Below are 19521 nucleotides of genomic sequence, written 5' to 3'. Positions count from 1 at the left end.
CCCCCCCCCCCGCAGCATAGTTCCGGAGGTATGGACGAGTTCAATATCGGACGGTGCTACAGGTCCCAACCCGGACTTGGCTAGTACAGTGGGGGGCTTCGGTGTCTTTGTGCGCTGAGCCCGCCTTTTGCTAGTCTTGATCAATCGTGCCACGGCACCTCTCCCAAGCCGATTAACAAGCGATCACAGGTGGGAGCCCAGAACTCTGCTGGGAAAAAGCCCGGTGAAAAGGCGATAGTGATATCGACAAGGCGCTCAATTAACTGATGTCGCTGCAATGCGGCTGATAACGTATCGATACGGGCTAGGACGCGCTCAAGGGGTATATCGAGGGGTCCCGGATTTTCGATAAAATCGCTGTCTCCGTCATACCGGTTACAGAAATAGTCCATGTCGATGTGAAGTAAGATGTCTTTGCCGCAGAGGGCAACGTCCTCAAGCCACGTTTCCAAGTCATTGGTGAAGCGATAACGCCCTGGACCTACGCCGGTTGCATCTTGTACCAGCTTGATTGCCGGACGCTGCATCGAGGGTACCAGTAGTGTGTCGTCTATCCAGACAGGCTGAACTACTGAATCCACTGTAGTGATACACTTAGGGGCTTGGCACAGGTGCCTTACATCGGCGCCCGGGGCAAAATGCAGAAAAGGAGTTAGGAAACTACCCATTCCCAAAGCGCCACTCTCAATCGCCTGCGTCACGGAGTCAGGCTGATCCAGTGCCACCACTTTTCCGGAGATTGGGTCGCACCATCCTTCTCCCTGTTGGAAAAGTCGTGGCGAACCAACATCTTTATGATCATCAACATGCAGTACCACAACATCCGCATGCGTTCGTCCGGGTTGCTTCTGCAGCCATTGGCTCCAGCTTTCCAGCGTCCATGTATCGTTGAGTGTCAGTAACAATCGACCCCGACGCTTCCGGGCGATCGCAATTTCTCTATATTCGACAAGCCCCCACCACGCCAAGCCCTCATCGAGGCGAGGATCCACATAACGTTCAGCTTCGTTTGACCAGCCCAGCTCCAACAACCATTGATTACCCTGAACACCAGCTACTGCATCTTTATCGCAAAAATAATCTCGCAGCTGTGCGTGCCGTTGATGGGGATCAGTAGATAACCGGGAGATTGGGAGCAAAATGGGTAACATGCTCATCTGATTTTTTCCCTTCTACGGCAGCGCGTCTTAGCAACATTACAAGCGTCTGGCCAACGTCCGTTAGAGGACAGCCTCTAAGTGTGGCAAACGCCTTCTTCAAATTGCTGTCTGTATCAGCGATCTGGTTGACGGCACGCGATTTCATATTAGCTGGGCCTCGGTCACGAACATGCATCCAGAACCGCCTCAGTTCTACGAATACGAAGACTGCATGAAGTAATCCAGACGGCGGCCGTAAGTCTTCGCGCCAAGGTGAAACGACTTGAGCGGCTGTTCTCTCAATGGTGGGCGCGTGGCGCTCTAACAGATACAGCTTCTGATGGCGATGCTCATGGATGAGTGAGTCTGCGAGGTCATAGGGGTCGATTAAATAATCGCCCTGTGAGATCGACACATACAAGGCGCCTGGTACTGAGTTATCACTGAACGACACGATCTTGCTGGGATCCGCGGCCGGGTCACGAACGAACTGGACGGCTCTGCATACATCCATCATTTCTGCGGCGAGAGCCGGCCGCCAGTCTCGTACAATCGCCATGGCGCTATTGACCAGTGCCCGGCCTTCAAAGGTCAGCTCAGCTCCCTCGAAAAATATGGCACCACCAAAGGGAGCCCTGAGCCACTGATCATCGCGGCCCACGTCAAAGGATTGACCATCATCGAATGAATCGGCCAGCTCGACCAGAAGGTGAAGATAAGCTGGGTTGACGTCTATAGCGCTTCCATCAACTGCAGACAGGGTTTGGCCGCACTGCTGGGCAATCAGGGCACTTGACCAAGCAATCGTACCTGGATGTAGGGCTATCCAGCTGAATAGCGCTTCTGGCAGCGACCCCAGTCGCAGTGCCTGTTCATTGCCAGGAAGTAAGCTCAATGCGCTGCGCAGGTGGGTGATAGCATCAATCTCAGCGCTGTTAGCTAACCAGGTCATTGATGCTGCAGACATCTCGGCTCGTTCATAGCAGGCCAGATCGAATTCTTCCGGTAGAGGCTCTACGTCGCTCTCATCTGATATGTCATCCAGATGTTCCTGCAAACGGTCACTGATATGACCGATTAATCGCTTCATTTCATTGCAGTAAACGGTCGGATTGACGAAGCCATTTTCTCCGAACCTATGAGGAAGTGAACCTCCTCCACAGATTTCTACAATCTCGCAAGACTGACAGGTAACCGACAGCCCATCCTTACTCAGATACTCCCTATGCTTCTGGATGGGGGCTGAACACGCCACATCTGCGATCGGGGTATCTAAAACATTCCCAAATAGACGCGTGGCGCCCTCTTGGGTAATTTTCAAAACATCGAGATCGTGGTAGCTTCCGTCGGTTTCTATCGACAACAGACTTACATCCCCGAAGCCGAAAGCATCAGTTGACGACGGTAATCCTGCACACACATCTAGGAGTGCTTCAAACGTACGTAGTGGGATGTGTGCGTAGCGATCGAGCCAGACGTCGAAGGCTTTAACAAGCCACTGCTCGTAAAGCCCAGGATCTTGATTACGTCCTGGAGGTTGGCGAAACCAGTTCGCATCAGGTAGTAGGAAGTCCAAGCGGGGTATCTGAAATCTATCGAAGTATTCAAAGAGCTCATCAGGGCTGGTCGAAGCGTCGATGACGGCAATAACACCGGTAAATGCTTCAGGATGGTTCTGAAGAAGTTTGAGTGCTTTTTCAGTCTTATCGAAGCTGGATTGTCCTTTTCGGGTTAGCCTGTGCTTATCATTAGCAGTTTTCGGACCATCGAGACTCAATGAGATACTGATATTTGCATCAGCAAGAATTGTTAAAGCCTGTTCGTCGAGAAGCAACCCATTGGTTTGCAGGCTTATATCCACAGGAATGCTACAGACACTACGCAAAATTTCTGAAAAATCTGCTAGCTTCTGGGCACCGGCCAGAAGTGGTTCGCCACCGTGAAAAATCACTGTACAATGCTTTAAATTGCTTTCTTTGGTGTAGTCTTCTAGTCGCTTTGCGAAAAATTTAAGATGCTTAATGGATAGAAGCTTCGGAAGCGAACGCCAGCTTTGATCGGCGTGATGGTATACATAGCAATAATCGCAATCAAGATTGCATCTTGATGCAACCTTGACAAGAAATGAAGAAAATCTCGCAACATCCATGTAAGTTACTCAAGAACGATTATGTTTATGATGCATGCGATCATAACTAGTAATGACTTGGCTTGACTCGGACTCGGCCAAAACGCGCGAACGCAAGCGCTGAATGGCAGCGTTGGTGCTTTGGCCTTTAGCTAGACTGGAACGGATTGCCGACGGGGTCGACTCTTCGATCTTATGTTTTGCGGATGGCATTACTTACTCCTTGTCATAATAAAGTATCAATATCGTTGAAAATCCATGCAAAATTCAAGTTTCCGTTTCCCCACCTCAGAACAATCGGATATGCCCTCGTCGCAGCGCGGCGATTTATCGGTGGATCTAAAATCGCGCTTGCTTTTGTAGGCACAGGAGGCCGCTCCGGGTCGGCACCTACCGTCAAATAACCTTAGCACACGATGAGCATGATTTAAGCCATTCTTTGGCCTCTAACTGAAGGTGGTTCATGTCATGCACGTTTCTACTGAAATCTCCTTATACCATGGAATGGTTTAAACTTTTGTCTGATAGCCTGTTTGAATCTAATGATAAATGACCCTCTTGCAGCCCGTAATATAACAGCGTATTAGACAGCATGTTCTATGATTTGATGAGCGTGCTGGCACTTTTATCTAGCTGATGCAGCTTGAAAAAACCACCCTAAATCTATGATAGATAAGGTTATTAATTTTAATTAGAATCAATATCCAAAAGTTCGCACTTCCAGCTGCATTTTCCGACATGTCCGCTTGGGGTCGAGCCCTGCCCATGAATTAACCTTAGTACATGACGAGCGTGAATTGAGCCATTTTTTGACCTCCACTCCATACAGTATCATGCCATGAACGCTTCGACTGAAATCTCATTTACACCTTGGAATAAAGGCAAGTTGGTTGGGCAGAAGGCGCCTCTGCGTCTTAGAGATATTTGGGCGGTCCGTGTTCGTCTACAGATTGCCAAGAAGGCTAGAGACCTTGCCCTTCAGAATTTAGCCATGGATAGCAAATTTACAGCCCATGGTGCGTGCAGATCTCCACGAGCCATTGTGATGCAGCAAAAAACCCATCGACCTTTCCAGTTCGAAAATACCGAGCAAACTCGCACTGCTGTCACCGAATGGATATAGTTTGCTCAGCTCTGGAGCGTCGACTTCTTGCTTGCGAGCCGAATCAATTGCGCAAAGCATCTTTCAAAGTGCCAATATGCCCGTATTGTGAAAGCCTGGGTCACCAAAAAAGGTCTCGATGCGTCAATGTATGGCATGCACACAATGAGCTGTACAAAAGCCTCGCTCATACACCTTCGGACGAAAAACTTGAGAGCAGTGCAATTGCTTCTGGGTCACACAAAGCTTGAAAACACGGTCAGATAACTTGGTATTGAAATAAATGATGCTCTGGAAATGGCTGAAAAATCAGAAGTTTTATTGTGGAAAACGGCGGCCTGGCTAGGCCTTCGTGACCATAAGAGGGCTTTCAGCATGTACATAAAAGACAACTTTCTGTTGATAGGTAAACTATCTCTGCAAAAACTTGAAGCCTAATGAACTATCCCCAACATTTATACCCTTGTGATCTACCCATGTGTGACACACCGCACTTCATCTAAGGCGGCGTCGATAATTGGATCAGGGGCTGTGGCTATAATATCCTGGGGTCTTTTTCCTCCGAGGTAGCTATTTACCGACTGGAACCAAAAGGCCATTCCCCACCCGTCTTTATCATCTTTGAAGATGTAGATGATTTTCGACATCACGCTGTAAGGTCGGTAGCCAGCCTCTTTCTCCAACCCAAACATTGGGTAGTATTCGGTGCCATTGTAGACAATAGTAAAAATATCACCTTGGGATTTCCAAGTGGTAGGTTCAAAGCCGTCACTACATGAGTGAGCTCCAAGCAGTTGCAATATCTCAGCGGCCGTTAACCAGTCGCCGCTTTCCATTACGGCTCTAAGCGTATACCTTCTCATCTCTGCTTCACGCAAGTTATTTGGTAAGTTCATATGTGTAGGCACTATTACCTTGGTTAGTGGCTTCTGGTCATCTTTCTGTCGTCTTTGATAATAAGATAGCTCTCGCGGAATTGCTCGTCGAGTTAGATGATGCGATACAGGCTTAAGAAGTGAACAGCCCCGGTTAATCTGGAGACTGGTTTGTTTGAGTCAGGCAGCTTCACCCGACTCCTCCAATTGACGATAATACGTCCTTTTTCGTTCTGCTGGTGGAACGTATCCGAGGGATTCCAGCATTCGGCGATTGTTGAACAAGTCAACCCACTCTAGCGGGGCATACTCAATGGTATCCAGCCCTCTCCATGGGCCACGATGATGGATCACCTCAGTTTTGAACAAGCCGATTATGGTCTCGGCCAGCGCATTGTCGTAGGAGTCGCTGGTGGTGCCAACTGAGGCAAAGATACCCTCGTCAGCCATACGCTCGGTGTAGCGGATCGAGAGATATTGGCTTCTCCTATTACCATAAAATTGAGCGACGAATGGCTCATGTGATTCACGCAAACACGAGCTTTACGGAAATTCTCCCGTATGTATTTACCTTGTTATACGTAATCATCGCATGGCCCTGCGCAGTTTTGCAGAGACAGAATAAATTGCCACTCTGCTTCCAATCTCCCCACTTGTTTTCAAAAAATCATTGTATTCTAGAATCTTTATGAAATGTGTAACTATAGGTAATCGTATATTCAGTTTCTCACTAATTTCATGATTAACAAGTACATTCTCATTCACAATCATTCCAATTATTGAATTCTGCATCTTACCATATTCGGTTACGTAGGTTTTACAGTACTCTTCGTAGCCAAATAGTGTAATTCGGTAATGGCAGCCCCAACGCTCTGGGCCGCCACCAATATAGTGTGATAAAGATAAGTAACCTTTATCTTCAAGTATTTCCAATGATTCTAGAACTTGCTCTTTAGGTGGTGCCTCTGGATTGCTGTCATCAAAAACATCTCCTGGTTCTATTGGATCATCAGGCCACTCTTTCAATGAATCACAAGACAATTTTAGTACTAAACTATCTACTGACTCCAATCCCTCAATATCATGTATGACAGACGTCGTGTATGAGGGCGGCTGACCAATCTTTGGTTTTAAAGAAGCGCCAAAAACCGATGCTAAGATTCTATCAAAGCTTAAGTCATAGTTTTTTTTGTCTTTTATAGATTCCCATAGTGTAGATTTCAGTGACTCGGGGACATCGCAATCATCTATAAGAACAGGAATTATCTTTGTCCCTTTCTGTATTTTACTTACGATCGTTGAGTTTAACTCTTCCTGCACCCAAGGCTTTCTAACACTGTATTCGGACAGCACAATTATTACAGCCTCTGCTTCTTTCAGGCCTTCTTCAAATATTTTATCGACTAAACTATCACCTGGAAGCATTTCCCATTTATCCAGCCATACATCAACACCATTTTGAATGAGCCTTATAGAAAACTCATTTACAAATCGTTCTTTATCTTCAGATGCATGACTCAAGAATACTTTTGGATGTGTCATATATCACCAATCATATATAATAAGCTCTGATTTCTTATTGGCTGGAACGTGCTGGCACTTTCATTCGTGTTATACCGCATATTATTCACGACTAACCACCTTGATATTAAAAGAAACCAAATATTATCCGGCAGCAAAAACATTGATCATCGTTTCTGCTGCAAAATACGTCTGAACGGGCTTGCTGGAATGGCCGCTTTCAATCGATATCAGCCACTAGCTCGCTCCTGTAACCATCTGCGATACAAGCTCATAAACACGCATAGGCTCTTCCTCAATACACAGGTTGGGGCTTTTACCGTCAAGAAGAGGGTGCGCTGTTTTCATCCAGCGCCGTGCTTGTACTTCACCCATCGCTCTAACGGCTACGTTCCAAACATCTTCCCTGTAAGGTGCGTCGATGATTTCTCTGCCAACCTCACCCATGTGCTGCCATGCTTGTATATCATCAGGTTCTGGGGCGTTGGGGTCGCATTGATCAAGTAGTATGTTGAGCCGAGCAGGTCTGACCGTTGATGCCTTTTCTAGCACTGTCGATGTCTTCAGCAACGCGTCTCGTAACCAAGCTTCAACAGCCGCGCAGACATAATCATTTTCTTGCGGCGGCACCACAGCGCTAATGTTACCGGTCTGAAGGATGAAAAAATATTCGGGGATAGGCAGTGCGCGACCATCCCGGAGATAAGCCACAATCTCACCGCTCATGTCCGGCAAATAAGATTCATCGCTTTGTAAGCACTCTAGCGCCTGCCGAAACGTTTCCAACGGTTGTGGGAAGCGATCACGCAGATCAAACGCACGGTACGCAAATATGCGTTCTAAGAGCTCATCGTTCGATGGCTGAGCTGATGGCATTCTGCTCTCCAAATAGATTACGCACGGCTATTTTCTAAACTACCTTAGCACCAGATTGTTAGATGTGCTCACCCTTCTGAGCTTTTTTCATTAGAAGCACAGTTGCTTAAAGCTTAACGTTTACCAGCTCATTCCAACGCGTGGTGTAGCGTGGGGTGCGGTGTTCAGAGCGTAAGGCCCAGGCATTGCCTACCCGAGGGAGTCCTAGCTGTATCGTCCCTCGACCTAATTTTCGATTGAGTTGATCCACCGTGGCCATCAGCCGCTCGCTGCGCTTTGCTTCAGCCTCTGTTTGTGGTGTTTCCGTCAGTGTCAGTTGGCGGTTGGCTTTGGGCGAAAGATCGAGGAGCATGACGCCGGCTTTGTGGTAGGCGTACCCCTTACGCCAGAGCTGTCTAAGCCCTTGGAAAGCAGCGTGAATTATCTCGCGGCTATCGTCCGTCGGACGGTCGAGTGTCACCACTACACAGTTGCGGTACTGCGGCAAGTCAGGTCGAAACGCGTTCGTGCGCACAAACACCATGACGGCAATAGTAACGCTGTGCTGCTTGCGTAGCTTTTCGCCTGCTCGGGCGGCGTGTTGGCGAAGCGCCTCACGTAGATCGTGAGGGCTGGAGGTGAGGCGCCCAAATGAGCGGGACACCATAATTTGTTGTTTGGGTTGGCTCACATCATCCAGTTGAATCGCAGGCTGGCCTCGCAGCTCCCAAACAATGCGTTCCTGCACCACGCTGAAATGCCGCCGTATTTGCTTAGGATCTGTTTCGCGAAGCTGCCAAGCCGTCTCTATCCCCATTATCCGCAATCGCTCTCCGGTGCGTCGAGCGATGCCCCATAGTTCGGTGACCGGCAGTTGTTTAAGCAGTGCCTGAGTGGCATTGCTATCTACCGTTAGCAGGCAAACGCCTTGTTCTCGGTAGCCAGGGTGCTTCTTGGCGGCGTTGTTTGCCAATTTGGCAAGCACACGTGTAGGCGCGAAGCCGACCGAAACAGGAATCCCCGTCCATTGCCGCACCGTTTCGCGTAATCTTTGCCCATAGGCTTCTAGGGTCGTAGGATCAAAACCGTAAAACCCTACAAAGCTTTCGTCGATAGAGTACAACTCTACATCCGGCGAAAACTCAGAAAGAACCTCGGTGACACGTCGACTCATATCTCCGTATAACGCGTAATTACTCGATAGCAGCGTCGCTTGGCGACGGATAAAAGCAGGCAGTAAATGCTTGGCCGTACCCATCTCGACTCCCAAAGCTTTTAGTTCATTGGAACGGGCAACAATACAGCCATCATTGTTTGAGAGTACGCCAACCGGCCGGCCCTCAAGCGCTGGGTTAAACACACGCTCGCAGCTGACGTAGAAGTTATTGCAATCGATCAGGGCGATCATAGCGGCGTGGCACCCGGGAGGCTGTGTATTACATGGGTCACAACACCCCAAACATGCGATTCACGCCCTTCCAAAAGAATAGGTTTGTAGGCGGGATTACTAGCCTTGAGATAGGCACGCTGCCCGACACGTTCTAACCGCTTCACGGTGAGCTCGCCATCTACAGCAATCACAATTACGCGTCCAAGTAGCGGCTCCAAACTGCGATCCACCACCAGCAGGTCACCATGATGTATGCCATCACCGATCATAGAGTCGCCTTCAGCACGCACGAAAAAGGTTGCTGCAGGACGTTTTACGACATGTCGATGAAGATCAATTTCTGCATCCACATGGTCATCGGCGGGGCTTGGAAAACCCGCCCGTACGGCACTGGCAAACATAGGCAACGGCTGTGGTGCATGGTTTAGGGCGGCAGTGCCCACCAAAGAAACGATTGTTGTCATGCGCAGAACCTCTCAAGTACATGTGATTATATACAGTATATAGAGAGGCACCGTATCAACAAGGCCTAGCCAGAGAATTACTGCTTATTACCTGTGTCTTCTCCGAGTTCTTTTAAGGTTGGCGTTGCAAGCACATCCTCATGGGCATTTTCGGGGGTTAAGTCTTCAAGCAGCACTGTTTCCCAATCGCTAAGGCCAACCGGTTCAAAAGGCTGCTCATAATGACCCACTGATCCTTTGAGCTTTTTCATATCGTGCCCATATTAAAATATATGAGGATTAACCAGCTAAGCCATTGATAATTAAATTATTTTCTAAAATATCTAGAGCTGCCTGTATATCTTTTTGTAGAAGCTCTACTGTTTAGTCTTTGACAGAGGACAAGAAAGCCGCTAGATTTTGATTACTTCTTTACACAGTAGATCGTCTACAAAAAAGAAGTGCGGCAGGTTGCACCCTGCCGCTGATCTTAAACACTCATATCCAAATAGAGGTATTAAGCTATGAAAGTATATCAAATTGACTACGATTTGCGTAACCAGCGCAATTATGCAGCTCTGTACGAACGAATCCGAACCTACCAACACTGCCGCCCATTGGAATCAACATGGATCATCAGCACACAACAAACTGCTACTCAAGTCCGCGATTACCTTAAGGGCGCAATTGATGCTGACGATGGACTTCTCGTTACCAGCCTAACAGGAGAAGCTGCTTGGTCTAATGTCAAAGAGGCACAAGACCTGAAGAATCTTCTACAAAGCAAGTCGTGAACTATTGGTGCCATGGACGGCGCCTAATTTGAGAATAATGTCATGCAAACTGCTTACCTTAATGAAATTGCAGAAATCCGAACTGGTTATTCCTTCCGAAAAGCTGCGCAGTTAAAGGAGTCTTCGGGCTTACTAGGTCTTCAAATTAGCGATTTACGCGGTATGAAGGTAGTAGATCCCTCCCGATTAGCACCCATTGAATGGCCGGGACGAGGAAGCCCACCCGTGCTACAGCACGGTGATGTAGTTATTGCGGCGAAAGGGAGTGAGAACTATGCCTCAGTTTTTTTAGGCCAAGACCAAAATATAGTCCCATCTAGTCAACTACTCGTTTTGTCGGTGATAGACATCAAAAGGCTGTTGCCAGAGTTTCTGTGTTGGCTGCTCAATTACCCAGAGACGCTGCATAAGCTCTCTGAGCTGCAGGCCGGTACAAAAATCTACTCCATGAGCAAAAAAGCGTTACAACAGCTTAAATTGCCTATTCCAGACCGTGATGCCCAAGAGAGTATTCTTCATTTATCCCAACTATTTGAAGAAGAGAAACGTCTGACACAGGCCCTACTTAATAACCGCGAAGTCATGGTGTACGGGCTAAGCAAAAAACTACTTTATGGGGAAATAATATGAATGATTCAGTCAAGCAGGAACAGATCAACAAGGCGGTCTGGAATGCCTGCGATACCTTCCGAGGCACGGTAGATCCCAGTATCTACAAAGATTACGTACTGACCATGCTATTCGTGAAGTACCTCTCGGACGTTTATCAGGATCACTACGACAACTACGTGGCCGAATACGGCGATACCCCGGAGCTAATCGAAGAGCTGATGAAAAATGAGCGCTTCGTGTTGCCTAAAGATTCCGGCTTCTACGCACTGCATGACCAGCGACATGAGCCTGGCAACGGCGAGCGAATCGACAAGGCCCTGCACGCTATTGAAGAGGCCAACATCGTCAAGCTGGCTGATGTGTTCCAAGACATCAGCTTCAACTCCAACAAGTTGGGCGATGAGAAGCAGAAAAACGAGCTTCTGCGCCACATCCTGGAAGACTTTGCCCGCCCGGAACTCAACCTAAGTCCAAGTCGTATCGGTAAGCTTGATGTGATCGGCAATGCCTATGAATACCTGATCAAAAACTTCGCGGCCACCTCCGGCAAGAAAGCCGGTGAGTTCTACACCCCGCCGGAGGTCTCCGAGCTGATGGCTGAAATCGTTGAGCCAAAAGAAGGCGATGAGATTTGTGACCCGGCCTGTGGTTCCGCTTCCCTATTGCTCAAGTGCGCCAATCAGATCCGCAAAGGTGCTGACGGCTCCAAGAACTTCGCCCTATACGGTCAGGAAGCTATCGGCAGCACCTGGGCCTTGGCAAAGATGAATATGTTTCTGCACGGCGTCGACAACCATAAGCTGGAATGGGGCGATACCATCCGCAACCCCAAGCTGCTAGATGAAAACGGTGGCCTGAAGCACTTCGACATTGTGGTAGCCAATCCGCCATTCTCGTTGGAAAAGTGGGGGGTAGAAGGCGCTGAGAGCGACCCCTATGCCCGGTTCCGCCGTGGCTTGCCGCCCAAGACCAAGGGTGATTACGCCTTTATCCTGCATATGATAGAAACGATGAAGCCAAAGACCGGACGCATGGCAGTGGTCGTACCCCACGGCGTTCTGTTTCGTGGTTCTAGCGAAGGCAGAATTCGCCAGAAGCTTATCGAAGAAAACTTGCTGGATGCTGTCATAGGCCTGCCCGAGAAGTTGTTCTACGGTACCGGTATCCCAGCGGCGGTGGTGGTGTTCCGCAAAGATAAAAGCGATAACAAGGTGCTGTTCATTGAGGCCAGCCGTGAGTTCCAAGCCGGTAAGAACCAGAACCAACTATCCGATGACAACATCGCTAAGGTAGTCGACACCTACAAGCAGCGCGACACCCGCGACAAGTATTCCTACCTAGCTAGCCTGGAGGAAATTCAGGAGAACGACTTCAACCTCAACATTCCTCGCTACGTGGACACCTTCGAGGAAGAGGAGGAGATCGACCTGATGGCCGTGCAAGCGTCGAGAAAGGACATTGAGGCAGAGATTGCGACGCTGAACGAGCAGATGAACAGCTATCTGAAGGAGCTGGGTTATGGTGCCTGATGGGTGGAAGTCGACGACACTTGGACAAATTGCCCAGGTAACTTCAGGTGGTACACCAAGTAAATCAGAGCCAAGCTATTGGGCTGGGGGCTCTATTCCATGGATCAGAACTACTGAAATCCAAAATTGCCGTTTAAAGCCTAATGATGCTATTAAATTTATCACAGAGGAGGGATTGAAAAACTCTTCTGCGAAGTTGCTACCTGAAGGCACAATTTTGCTTGCAATGATCGGACAAGGAAAGACTAGAGGTCAGATAGCCTTGCTGCTGTTCAAGGCAACTACTAACCAGAATAGCGCTGCAATCATTCTTAAAGACGGTAGTGACCCAGAGTTCTATTACAACTTTTTGCTCAGCAGATACAAGTATATACGTTCAGCTAGCAATTCTGCTGGCCAAAGTAATTTGAGCGGTACCATAGTTAAAACTATTCGAGTGCCCGCCCCCCCTTTTGCCGAACAAAAAAAGATAGCCCAGATCCTCTCCACCTGGGACCAGGCTATCACCGCCACCGAGCGTCTACTTGAGAACAGCCAGCAGCGTAAGAAAGGGTTAATGCAGAAGTTGCTGACCGGGAAGAAGCGGTTGCCGGGGTTTGAGGGGGAGTGGTTTCAGCACCCATTAGCTGAAGTTGCCAAGGTGATCGTCAGTCCTGTAGATAAAAAATCTAATCCAGGTGAGCAACCTGTTCATCTTTGTAACTACATAGATGTTTATTACAACACCCGAATAAACAAACGTATGTCGTTCATGGAGGCGACAGCAAAAGACTCCGAGATTGAGAAATATACTCTGAATCTGGGGGATGTTGTTATCACGAAGGACTCGGAAACCCCAGGCGATATTGCCGTCCCAGCTTTGGTAGCAGAGGATTTAGATGGGGTTGTGTGCGGCTATCACTTGGCAATCCTACGACCTAAGCCCTCGAAGCTAAAAGGCTCCTTTCTCAATTATCTCCTGTCGATGCCAAAGACTCGCTATTACTTCTTCTCATTGGCGACTGGCGCAACCCGATTTGGCCTTTCAGTTGGCGCTATCCACAACGCCGAATTGACACTGCCACCAGTGCCAGAGCAGGAAGCAATAGCAGAACTCCTCACAGTTAGTGACGATGAATTTGAAGTTATTTCTCAACGCTTGGATAGGCTGAAACAGGAAAAGAGAGCCCTGATGCAGCAACTCCTGACCGGCAAACGACGGGTAAACGTAAACAAGGAGGCCGCATGAGCAAGTTGGAAAACAAAATTGAGGCCCGCCATCGCAACCTATTCGATGTTTTGAACGAGCAAAAATACACCGTCGACTACTTCCAGCGTGAATACAGTTGGGGCGAGAAGCATATTGAAGTGCTAGTGACGGATTTAACCTCGGCTTTTCTCAGTGAATACACCCCCGGCGATAAGCGCGAACAAGGGGAGCAGTACAACAATTACTACCTTGGCCCCTTTGTGGTCAGCAGTAAGGATGGCAAACGCAGCATTATCGACGGACAGCAGCGGTTAACCTCACTGACGCTGTTTTTGATCTATTTGAACAACCTTCAGAAGGAGCTGCCGTTTCAGGAGAAAATCGAGCCCATGATTTTCTCGGAGCTCCGCGGCAGTAAGTCGTTCAATATCACGGTCGAGGAGCGTATTCCTTGCTTGGAAGCCCTTTTCAACCAAGGCGAGTACCTGCCGGATGACAGCGCTGATGAATCTACCCGCAATATGGCGGAGCGCTATCAAGATATTGAAAAAGCGTTCCCTGAAGAGCTGAAAAACGACGCGTTTCCCTTTTTTATTGATTGGCTCCGCTACAACGTGATCATGGTGGAGATCATCGCCTACTCCGATGAAAACGCCTACACCATCTTCGAAACCATGAATGACCGGGGCCTTAACCTAACCCCTTCTGAAATGCTGAAGGGGTTTATGTTGTCGCGTTTCGACAGCACAGAAAAGCGTAAGCAAGCCAACGATTTCTGGAAGCAGGCCATGCTTGAGCTGAAAGCCTATGATAAGGATGAAGACCAGCGCTTCTTCCAGTCGTGGCTACGGGCGCGCTATGCCGACAGCATTCGCCCCGGCAAAGCGGGCTCCAAGAACGAGGATTTTGAGAAAATCGGTACCCGTTTTCACAGCTGGGTACGCGACAACCTTTCCAAAGTAGGCCTGGACGCTGACAGCGGTGATTCGTTCGAGCAATTTGTGCAGCATGAATTCCGCTTTTACTACAAAGCGTACCTGCGCATTTTGGATGCAGAGAAAGCCCTGGTGCCGGGGTTGGAGCATGTGTTCTATATTTCCCGCTGGGGAATTGCCCCAACGCTGAGCTTGCCGCTGATGCTGGCGGCGCTTAACCCTCAAGACAGCAACGAAACCGTTGTTCAAAAAATTGATACCGTGGCCGCTTACATTGAGGCTTTCGTTGTTCGTCGTTCAGTGAATTTCCGTAACTTTTCCGCCAGCTCCATCCGCTACACCATGTACAGCTTGGTAAAAGAGATTCGAGGCAAAGACCTGCCAGATCTTCAACAGCTGCTTAGCCAAAAGCTTCAGGGCATGAACGAGTCTTTCGAGGGCATGGAGCATTTCCGCTGGCACGGTCAGAACAGGCGTTTTGTAAAATTCTTGCTGGCTCGTATGACCGCTTGGTGTGAGCAGCAGGCAGGCATGAGCAGCAGCTTTGTGACCTATTATCAGCCTGCTAGCGGTAAGCCCTTTGAAGTCGAGCATATCTGGGCTGACAAGTTTTCCCGCCATCAGGATGAGTTTGACCAGGAACACGAGTTCCAGAACTACCGCAACCGGCTGGGGGATCTTGTCCTGCTGCCCAGAGGAACCAACCAGTCTTACGGTGACCAGCCTTTTGAGAAAAAAAAGGCGCACTACATCAAAGAAAATCTGATGGTGAAGTCACTTTGCCCGCTCGCTTACGACAACAATCCCAACTTTCTCAAGCTGAAAACGGCGTTGAATTTGCCGTTCCAGCCACATGACACCTTCAAAAAAGCCGATATTGAAGCGCGGCAAGAACTGTATCGTTTGATCTGCGAGCGTATCTGGCCTGAGACGCTGGTCGGTATGGAGGACGCATGAATACAACTCCTCAAGGGAATGAGCAGCATGCCAGTCACATTCCCGCCCTGGCCACGCTGATCAACCTAGGCTGGACGTTTCTACCCGTCACAGAATGCCAGGCGCTACGAAGCAGTCAGCGGGATGTGGTGATGAAACCGGTGTTAGAGCGCGTATTACGTCTGCGCCGTTTCACGTTTAAGGGTGAATCGTACCCCCTGTCTGAAAAGGCTATTGATCAGGTCATCCGAGAAATCACGACTCCTTCCATGGCTCAAGGCTTGATGGACGCCAACCAGTCTGTGTACGACATGTTGACGCTAGGCATTACAGTGACTGAGTTCGTGGGAGGCAAAAAAGCCCAGCCGACAATACATTTGATCGATTGGGAACACCTGGATAACAACGAATTCCACGTCACCGAAGAGATGGAGGTGCTTTCCACACAGGGTACTCATACCCGCCGGCCCGATGTGGTGGCGTTCGTTAACGGTATTCCTTTGGCGGTGATAGAGGCTAAGCGTGCCGCCTCTGGCAACCCCAACAAGAACATGGTGGAGGAAGGCATCAGCCAGAACCTCCGCAACCAGAAAAACGATGAAATCCCTTACCTGTATGCGTTCGCCCAGTTGCTGCTCGCCATCAGCAGTAACGATGGCCGGTACGGTACGACTCACACCCCGGCTAAGTTCTGGTCGACGTGGCAAGATGAAGAGTTCGATGATCACTACGTTCAGGGCATCAAGAACCAGCCCTTGACTGCCCCCATTAAAGACGTGCTGTTTCAGGCCAAGCCCCCGAAGATTCGGGCTTACTTTGAACAGCTATGGTCGAAACACGTTACGCCGACCGAACAAGACCGGCTTCTCGTCGGCTTGCTGGATAGACACCGGTTTCTGGAGTTCCTACGGCTATTCATCCTTTTCGACCGCAAAGTAGGCAAGATTGCGGCCCGTTACCCCCAGGCGTTCGGCATTAAGGCTCTGTTGGAACGCATCTCCGACTTTAAGCCCAGCGGCGAGCGCCGGGGTGGCGTGCTGTGGCACACCACCGGCTCTGGCAAATCTTTCACCATGGTGTACCTCTGTCGCGCTCTACTGCTCAGTGACGCGTTAAAGAACTGCCGAGTCATCGTCGTCACGGATCGGGTAGATCTTGAGAAACAGCTCTCCAAGACTTTCCTAACAGGCGGGGCTTTTGGCAGTGACATCGCCGGTAAGAAAAGCGGTGACTCTCTGGCCAAAACGCGTTCCGGTAAGGAGCTGGCTAAACGCATAGGCCAAGGCAATGAGCGGATTATGTTCACCATCATCAACAAATTCGCTTCCGCCGCTAAGCAGCCAGAATGCTATAACTCCTCAGAAAATATCATCGTTATTGTGGATGAAGGCCACCGCAGCCAGGGGGGCGAAAACTATCAGCGGATGCGTCAAGCCTTGCCCAAGGCGTCGTTTATTGCCTTTACAGGCACGCCGCTACTCAAAAACGAGAAAAGCGAAACCGCCGAGAAGTTCGGGAACATCATCCACGCCTACACCATGAAGCGCGCCGTAGAAGACGGCACCATTACGCCGCTGCTGTACGAAGAGCGTAAACCACTGCTGGATGTGAACCAGAAGGCCGTGGATAGCTGGTTTGATAAGGTGACCGCTGCACTCTCAGACGATCAGAAAGCCGACCTCAAGCGCAAGTACGCCAAACAGGGCCAGATTTATACCGCGCAGGATCGTATCAAGCTCAACGCGTTTGATATCAGCGTGCATTTCAGCGAGAACTTCAAAAAAGCAGGCTTAGAACTGAAGGGACAGCTGGCCACCGACAGCAAACTCAGCGCGATTCGCTACAAGCAGGCGCTCGATAGCATCGGCGATGTGACCTGTGCCATTGTGATCTCTCCACCGGATACCCGTGAAGGCCATACCGATGTGGATGAAACCAACCTGCCGTTAGTGCAAGCGTGGTGGAAGCAGAACGTCACGGGCGACCCTCAGGACTACGAGAAAACCACGATAGAGGACTTTGGCACTGACGGGCCACCCGACATCCTCATTGTGGTGGATAAGCTGCTGACGGGCTTTGATGAGCCGCGTAACGCGGTGCTCTACATCGACAAGCAGCTAAAAGGCCACAACCTTATCCAAGCCATCGCTCGCGTCAATCGTCTGCATCCGCAAAAGCGTTTTGGTTACCTGATCGATTACCGGGGCATTCTCAGAGAACTAGATACCGCCATTAAGGATTACCAAAACTTTGAGGATCAGACTCAGGGTGGTTTTGCTATCGAGGATATTGAAGGCCTGTATGCCAACGTCGACACGGAATACAAGAAGCTGCCAAGGCTGCACGACCGCCTTCTGAGCTTCTTCGGGCATATTGATAACCGCCTAGACCCTGAGCCCTATCGGCAAGTGTTCATGCCTAAGTATGAAGCCGACGAAGATGGTGGAGAGGTGGATGTTCGTCAGGCACTGCGGGAGGACTTTTACGAGGCCGTCACCCACTTCGGGATGTGTTTGAAAACAGCGCTTTCCACGCAAAGCTTCTTTGATGATAAAGCGTTTACCGAGGCGGATATCCGTCGATATAAGTCAGACTTGAAGTGGTTTTCAGACCTGCGTAAGACCGTGCGAATAGATGCTCAAGAAACCGTCGATTACTCCGCCTACGAAGGCCAGATTCGAGATCTGATTGATCGATATGTCACCGGTGTCCATGTTGCCCCCGGCGATGAGCCCGTGTTTATCGACCCCGTCGAAAGCAGCCCTGAAAACTGGAGCGACGAGAAGACCAAAAACGAAACCGATAAAATCAAAACGCGTACCAAGAAGACCATCGAGGAGAAGCTTGGCGACGATCCCTACGCCCACAAGGTATTCTCAGCGCTGCTGAAAGAGGCCATCGAAAAAGCCGAATCCATGTTCGACTACAAAGCCCAGTTCAAGCTGTTCAGTGACCTGGAAGCCAAGGTCGAAGAGCGAGAAGTGCCTGACCTACCGCTAGAAGCGTTTAGTGGAAACAAGCATGCCCAGGCCTATTACGGCACGTTTAAGCTCGTATTGGCGGATGACTTCGCCGCGTTGGAAGAAGACAAAGGCGCGCAATTGATCGAAGAGGCTTTTGAGGTCGACACGGTGGTGAATCGCGCCGTGGCAGAAAATTCACTGAACCCCGTCGGTATCGAGCAGGATGTCCGCAAACACTTGCTCCCACAGCTGTTCTCACTGGTAGGCTTGAATAAAGCCAAAGCGATCCTGGATGAAGTGGTTCAGATTCTGCGTAACGGAGTAGCAAAGTGATGACCGCTGTGGATGCCACGCAGGACGCACAACCAAGCGTGTATCAAACGCGCTACGGTGAGCGAACGTTCAGCTACCACCTGTGCTATCTGCCCGAACATAAAAAAGCCACGATACGGGTGCATGTTCACCCTAACGGCATGGTGCAGGTGGATGCACCCGAAACGTCACAGCTCCCCGAGATTAAAGCGGCGGTGCAGCGCCGGGCGAGATGGATACTCAAGCACCTGGATGACATTGAAGAACGCAACCGCTACGTGCAGCCAAGAGCGTGGGTAAGCGGCGAAAGCGTGCTCTATCTAGGGCGCAGGTACGTCCTCAAGGTGATCGACGGCCCAAGCCAGCGGAAGGTCACCTGTAAGCTCAAAGGCGGCCAGCTGCGGGTGCAAGGTAAAGAGCTGACCACTGAGCGTATACAAAAGGCAGTACGCCAGTGGTACCGCGATAGAGCGGTAGACGTGTTTCAGCGCCGCATGAGCATGATGGTTGAGGCGTTGCCATGGACGAAAACAGTTCCAGACTGGCGCATGATCGAAATGCAAACCCAATGGGGAAGCTGCTCGCCCGAAGGAGCGGTGCTATTAAACCCACATCTGATCAAAGCCAACACGCGGGCTATTGACTACGTGCTGCTTCATGAGCTCTGCCACTTGGTAGAACACAACCATCGCCCACGCTTCTACGCGCTGCTGGATAGGTATATGCCTGAGTGGCGGCCCGTGAAGGAGAAGTTGGATGGGCAGGCTGAGGTGATTTTAAGTGGCATGTGAGTTTGTT

The 19521-nt window shown here is 49.8% G+C and carries 16 protein-coding genes and 1 pseudogene; 7 read left to right on the top strand and 10 right to left on the bottom strand.

From position 1 onward, the window contains the following. Positions 1–140: 140 nt before the first annotated feature. The 10 genes and pseudogenes from HALA3H3_RS06680 to HALA3H3_RS26915 all read right to left on the bottom strand — a co-directional run bounded on the left by HALA3H3_RS06680 (position 141) and on the right by HALA3H3_RS26915 (position 9725). Positions 141–1157, bottom strand: coding sequence for a hypothetical protein (locus tag HALA3H3_RS06680; protein WP_022520829.1), 1017 nt, complete (start codon positions 1155–1157; stop codon positions 141–143). Continuing rightward, complete coding sequence (gene yhhB / locus HALA3H3_RS06675; protein ID WP_022520828.1) at positions 1111–3288, bottom strand: cyclophane-forming radical SAM/SPASM peptide maturase YhhB; 2178 nt, start codon at positions 3286–3288, stop codon at positions 1111–1113. The genes HALA3H3_RS06680 and yhhB overlap by 47 nt, the downstream gene beginning before the upstream one ends. 9 nt (positions 3289–3297) lie before the next feature. Beyond that, entirely contained in the window at positions 3298–3480 is a 183-nt protein-coding gene (yhhA, locus tag HALA3H3_RS27830) for a YhhA family cyclophane-containing RiPP (RefSeq protein WP_022520827.1), read from the bottom strand. A gap of 1359 nt (positions 3481–4839) precedes the next feature. After that, positions 4840–5205 (bottom strand): hypothetical protein, encoded by a 366-nt coding sequence (locus HALA3H3_RS06660; RefSeq protein WP_022520826.1) that lies wholly within the window; start codon positions 5203–5205, stop codon positions 4840–4842. Positions 5206–5424: 219 nt separating this feature from the next. Beyond that, positions 5425–5742, bottom strand: a pseudogene (locus HALA3H3_RS06655) (integrase core domain-containing protein); the annotation flags it as partial. 87 nt (positions 5743–5829) lie between these two features. Further along, a complete protein-coding gene (locus tag HALA3H3_RS06650) occupies positions 5830–6786 on the bottom strand; it encodes a toll/interleukin-1 receptor domain-containing protein (RefSeq protein ID WP_022520824.1) in 957 nt (318 codons plus the stop codon). A gap of 216 nt (positions 6787–7002) precedes the next feature. Next, positions 7003–7641, bottom strand: a complete 639-nt coding sequence (locus HALA3H3_RS27090) for a hypothetical protein (protein WP_022520823.1) — start codon at positions 7639–7641, stop codon at positions 7003–7005. Positions 7642–7747: 106 nt separating this feature from the next. Then, a complete protein-coding gene (locus tag HALA3H3_RS06640; RefSeq protein WP_053856919.1) occupies positions 7748–9028 on the bottom strand; it encodes a Y-family DNA polymerase in 1281 nt (426 codons plus the stop codon). Beyond that, positions 9025–9474, bottom strand: coding sequence for a LexA family protein (locus tag HALA3H3_RS06635; RefSeq protein ID WP_022520821.1), 450 nt, complete (start codon positions 9472–9474; stop codon positions 9025–9027). The genes HALA3H3_RS06640 and HALA3H3_RS06635 overlap by 4 nt, the downstream gene beginning before the upstream one ends. A gap of 77 nt (positions 9475–9551) precedes the next feature. Then, positions 9552–9725, bottom strand: a complete 174-nt coding sequence (locus HALA3H3_RS26915) for a hypothetical protein (RefSeq protein ID WP_022520820.1) — start codon at positions 9723–9725, stop codon at positions 9552–9554. A gap of 252 nt (positions 9726–9977) precedes the next feature. Between HALA3H3_RS26915 and HALA3H3_RS06630 the strand changes: the two genes are divergently transcribed. Genes HALA3H3_RS06630 through HALA3H3_RS06600 form a run of 7 tightly spaced genes read left to right on the top strand, consistent with a single transcriptional unit; the run spans position 9978 to position 19514 of the window. Continuing rightward, positions 9978–10247 (top strand): hypothetical protein, encoded by a 270-nt coding sequence (locus HALA3H3_RS06630; protein WP_022520819.1) that lies wholly within the window; start codon positions 9978–9980, stop codon positions 10245–10247. A 42-nt stretch (positions 10248–10289) separates the two neighbouring features. Further along, on the top strand, positions 10290–10877 hold the full coding sequence (locus HALA3H3_RS06625) for a restriction endonuclease subunit S (protein WP_022520818.1): 588 nt from the start codon (positions 10290–10292) through the stop codon (positions 10875–10877). Further along, positions 10874–12388 carry a type I restriction-modification system subunit M gene (locus HALA3H3_RS06620; RefSeq protein WP_022520817.1) on the top strand — a complete coding sequence of 505 codons (1515 nt, stop codon included), beginning with the start codon at positions 10874–10876 and terminating at the stop codon, positions 12386–12388. Before HALA3H3_RS06625 ends, HALA3H3_RS06620 begins: the two co-directional genes overlap by 4 nt. Continuing rightward, positions 12378–13616, top strand: a complete 1239-nt coding sequence (locus HALA3H3_RS06615) for a restriction endonuclease subunit S (protein WP_022520816.1) — start codon at positions 12378–12380, stop codon at positions 13614–13616. Before HALA3H3_RS06620 ends, HALA3H3_RS06615 begins: the two co-directional genes overlap by 11 nt. Next, entirely contained in the window at positions 13613–15469 is a 1857-nt protein-coding gene (locus tag HALA3H3_RS06610; protein ID WP_022520815.1) for a GmrSD restriction endonuclease domain-containing protein, read from the top strand. The genes HALA3H3_RS06615 and HALA3H3_RS06610 overlap by 4 nt, the downstream gene beginning before the upstream one ends. After that, on the top strand, positions 15466–18744 hold the full coding sequence (locus tag HALA3H3_RS06605) for a type I restriction endonuclease subunit R (protein WP_022520814.1): 3279 nt from the start codon (positions 15466–15468) through the stop codon (positions 18742–18744). Before HALA3H3_RS06610 ends, HALA3H3_RS06605 begins: the two co-directional genes overlap by 4 nt. Further along, positions 18744–19514 carry a M48 family metallopeptidase gene (locus tag HALA3H3_RS06600; RefSeq protein WP_022520813.1) on the top strand — a complete coding sequence of 257 codons (771 nt, stop codon included), beginning with the start codon at positions 18744–18746 and terminating at the stop codon, positions 19512–19514. The genes HALA3H3_RS06605 and HALA3H3_RS06600 overlap by 1 nt, the downstream gene beginning before the upstream one ends. Positions 19515–19521 lie beyond the last annotated feature (7 nt).

This window comes from Halomonas sp. A3H3 (assembly GCF_000982975.1).
Lineage (GTDB): Bacteria > Pseudomonadota > Gammaproteobacteria > Pseudomonadales > Halomonadaceae > Vreelandella > Vreelandella titanicae.
Note: the sequence above shows the minus strand (reverse complement) of the source record. Positions and strands in the feature narration are given on the sequence as shown.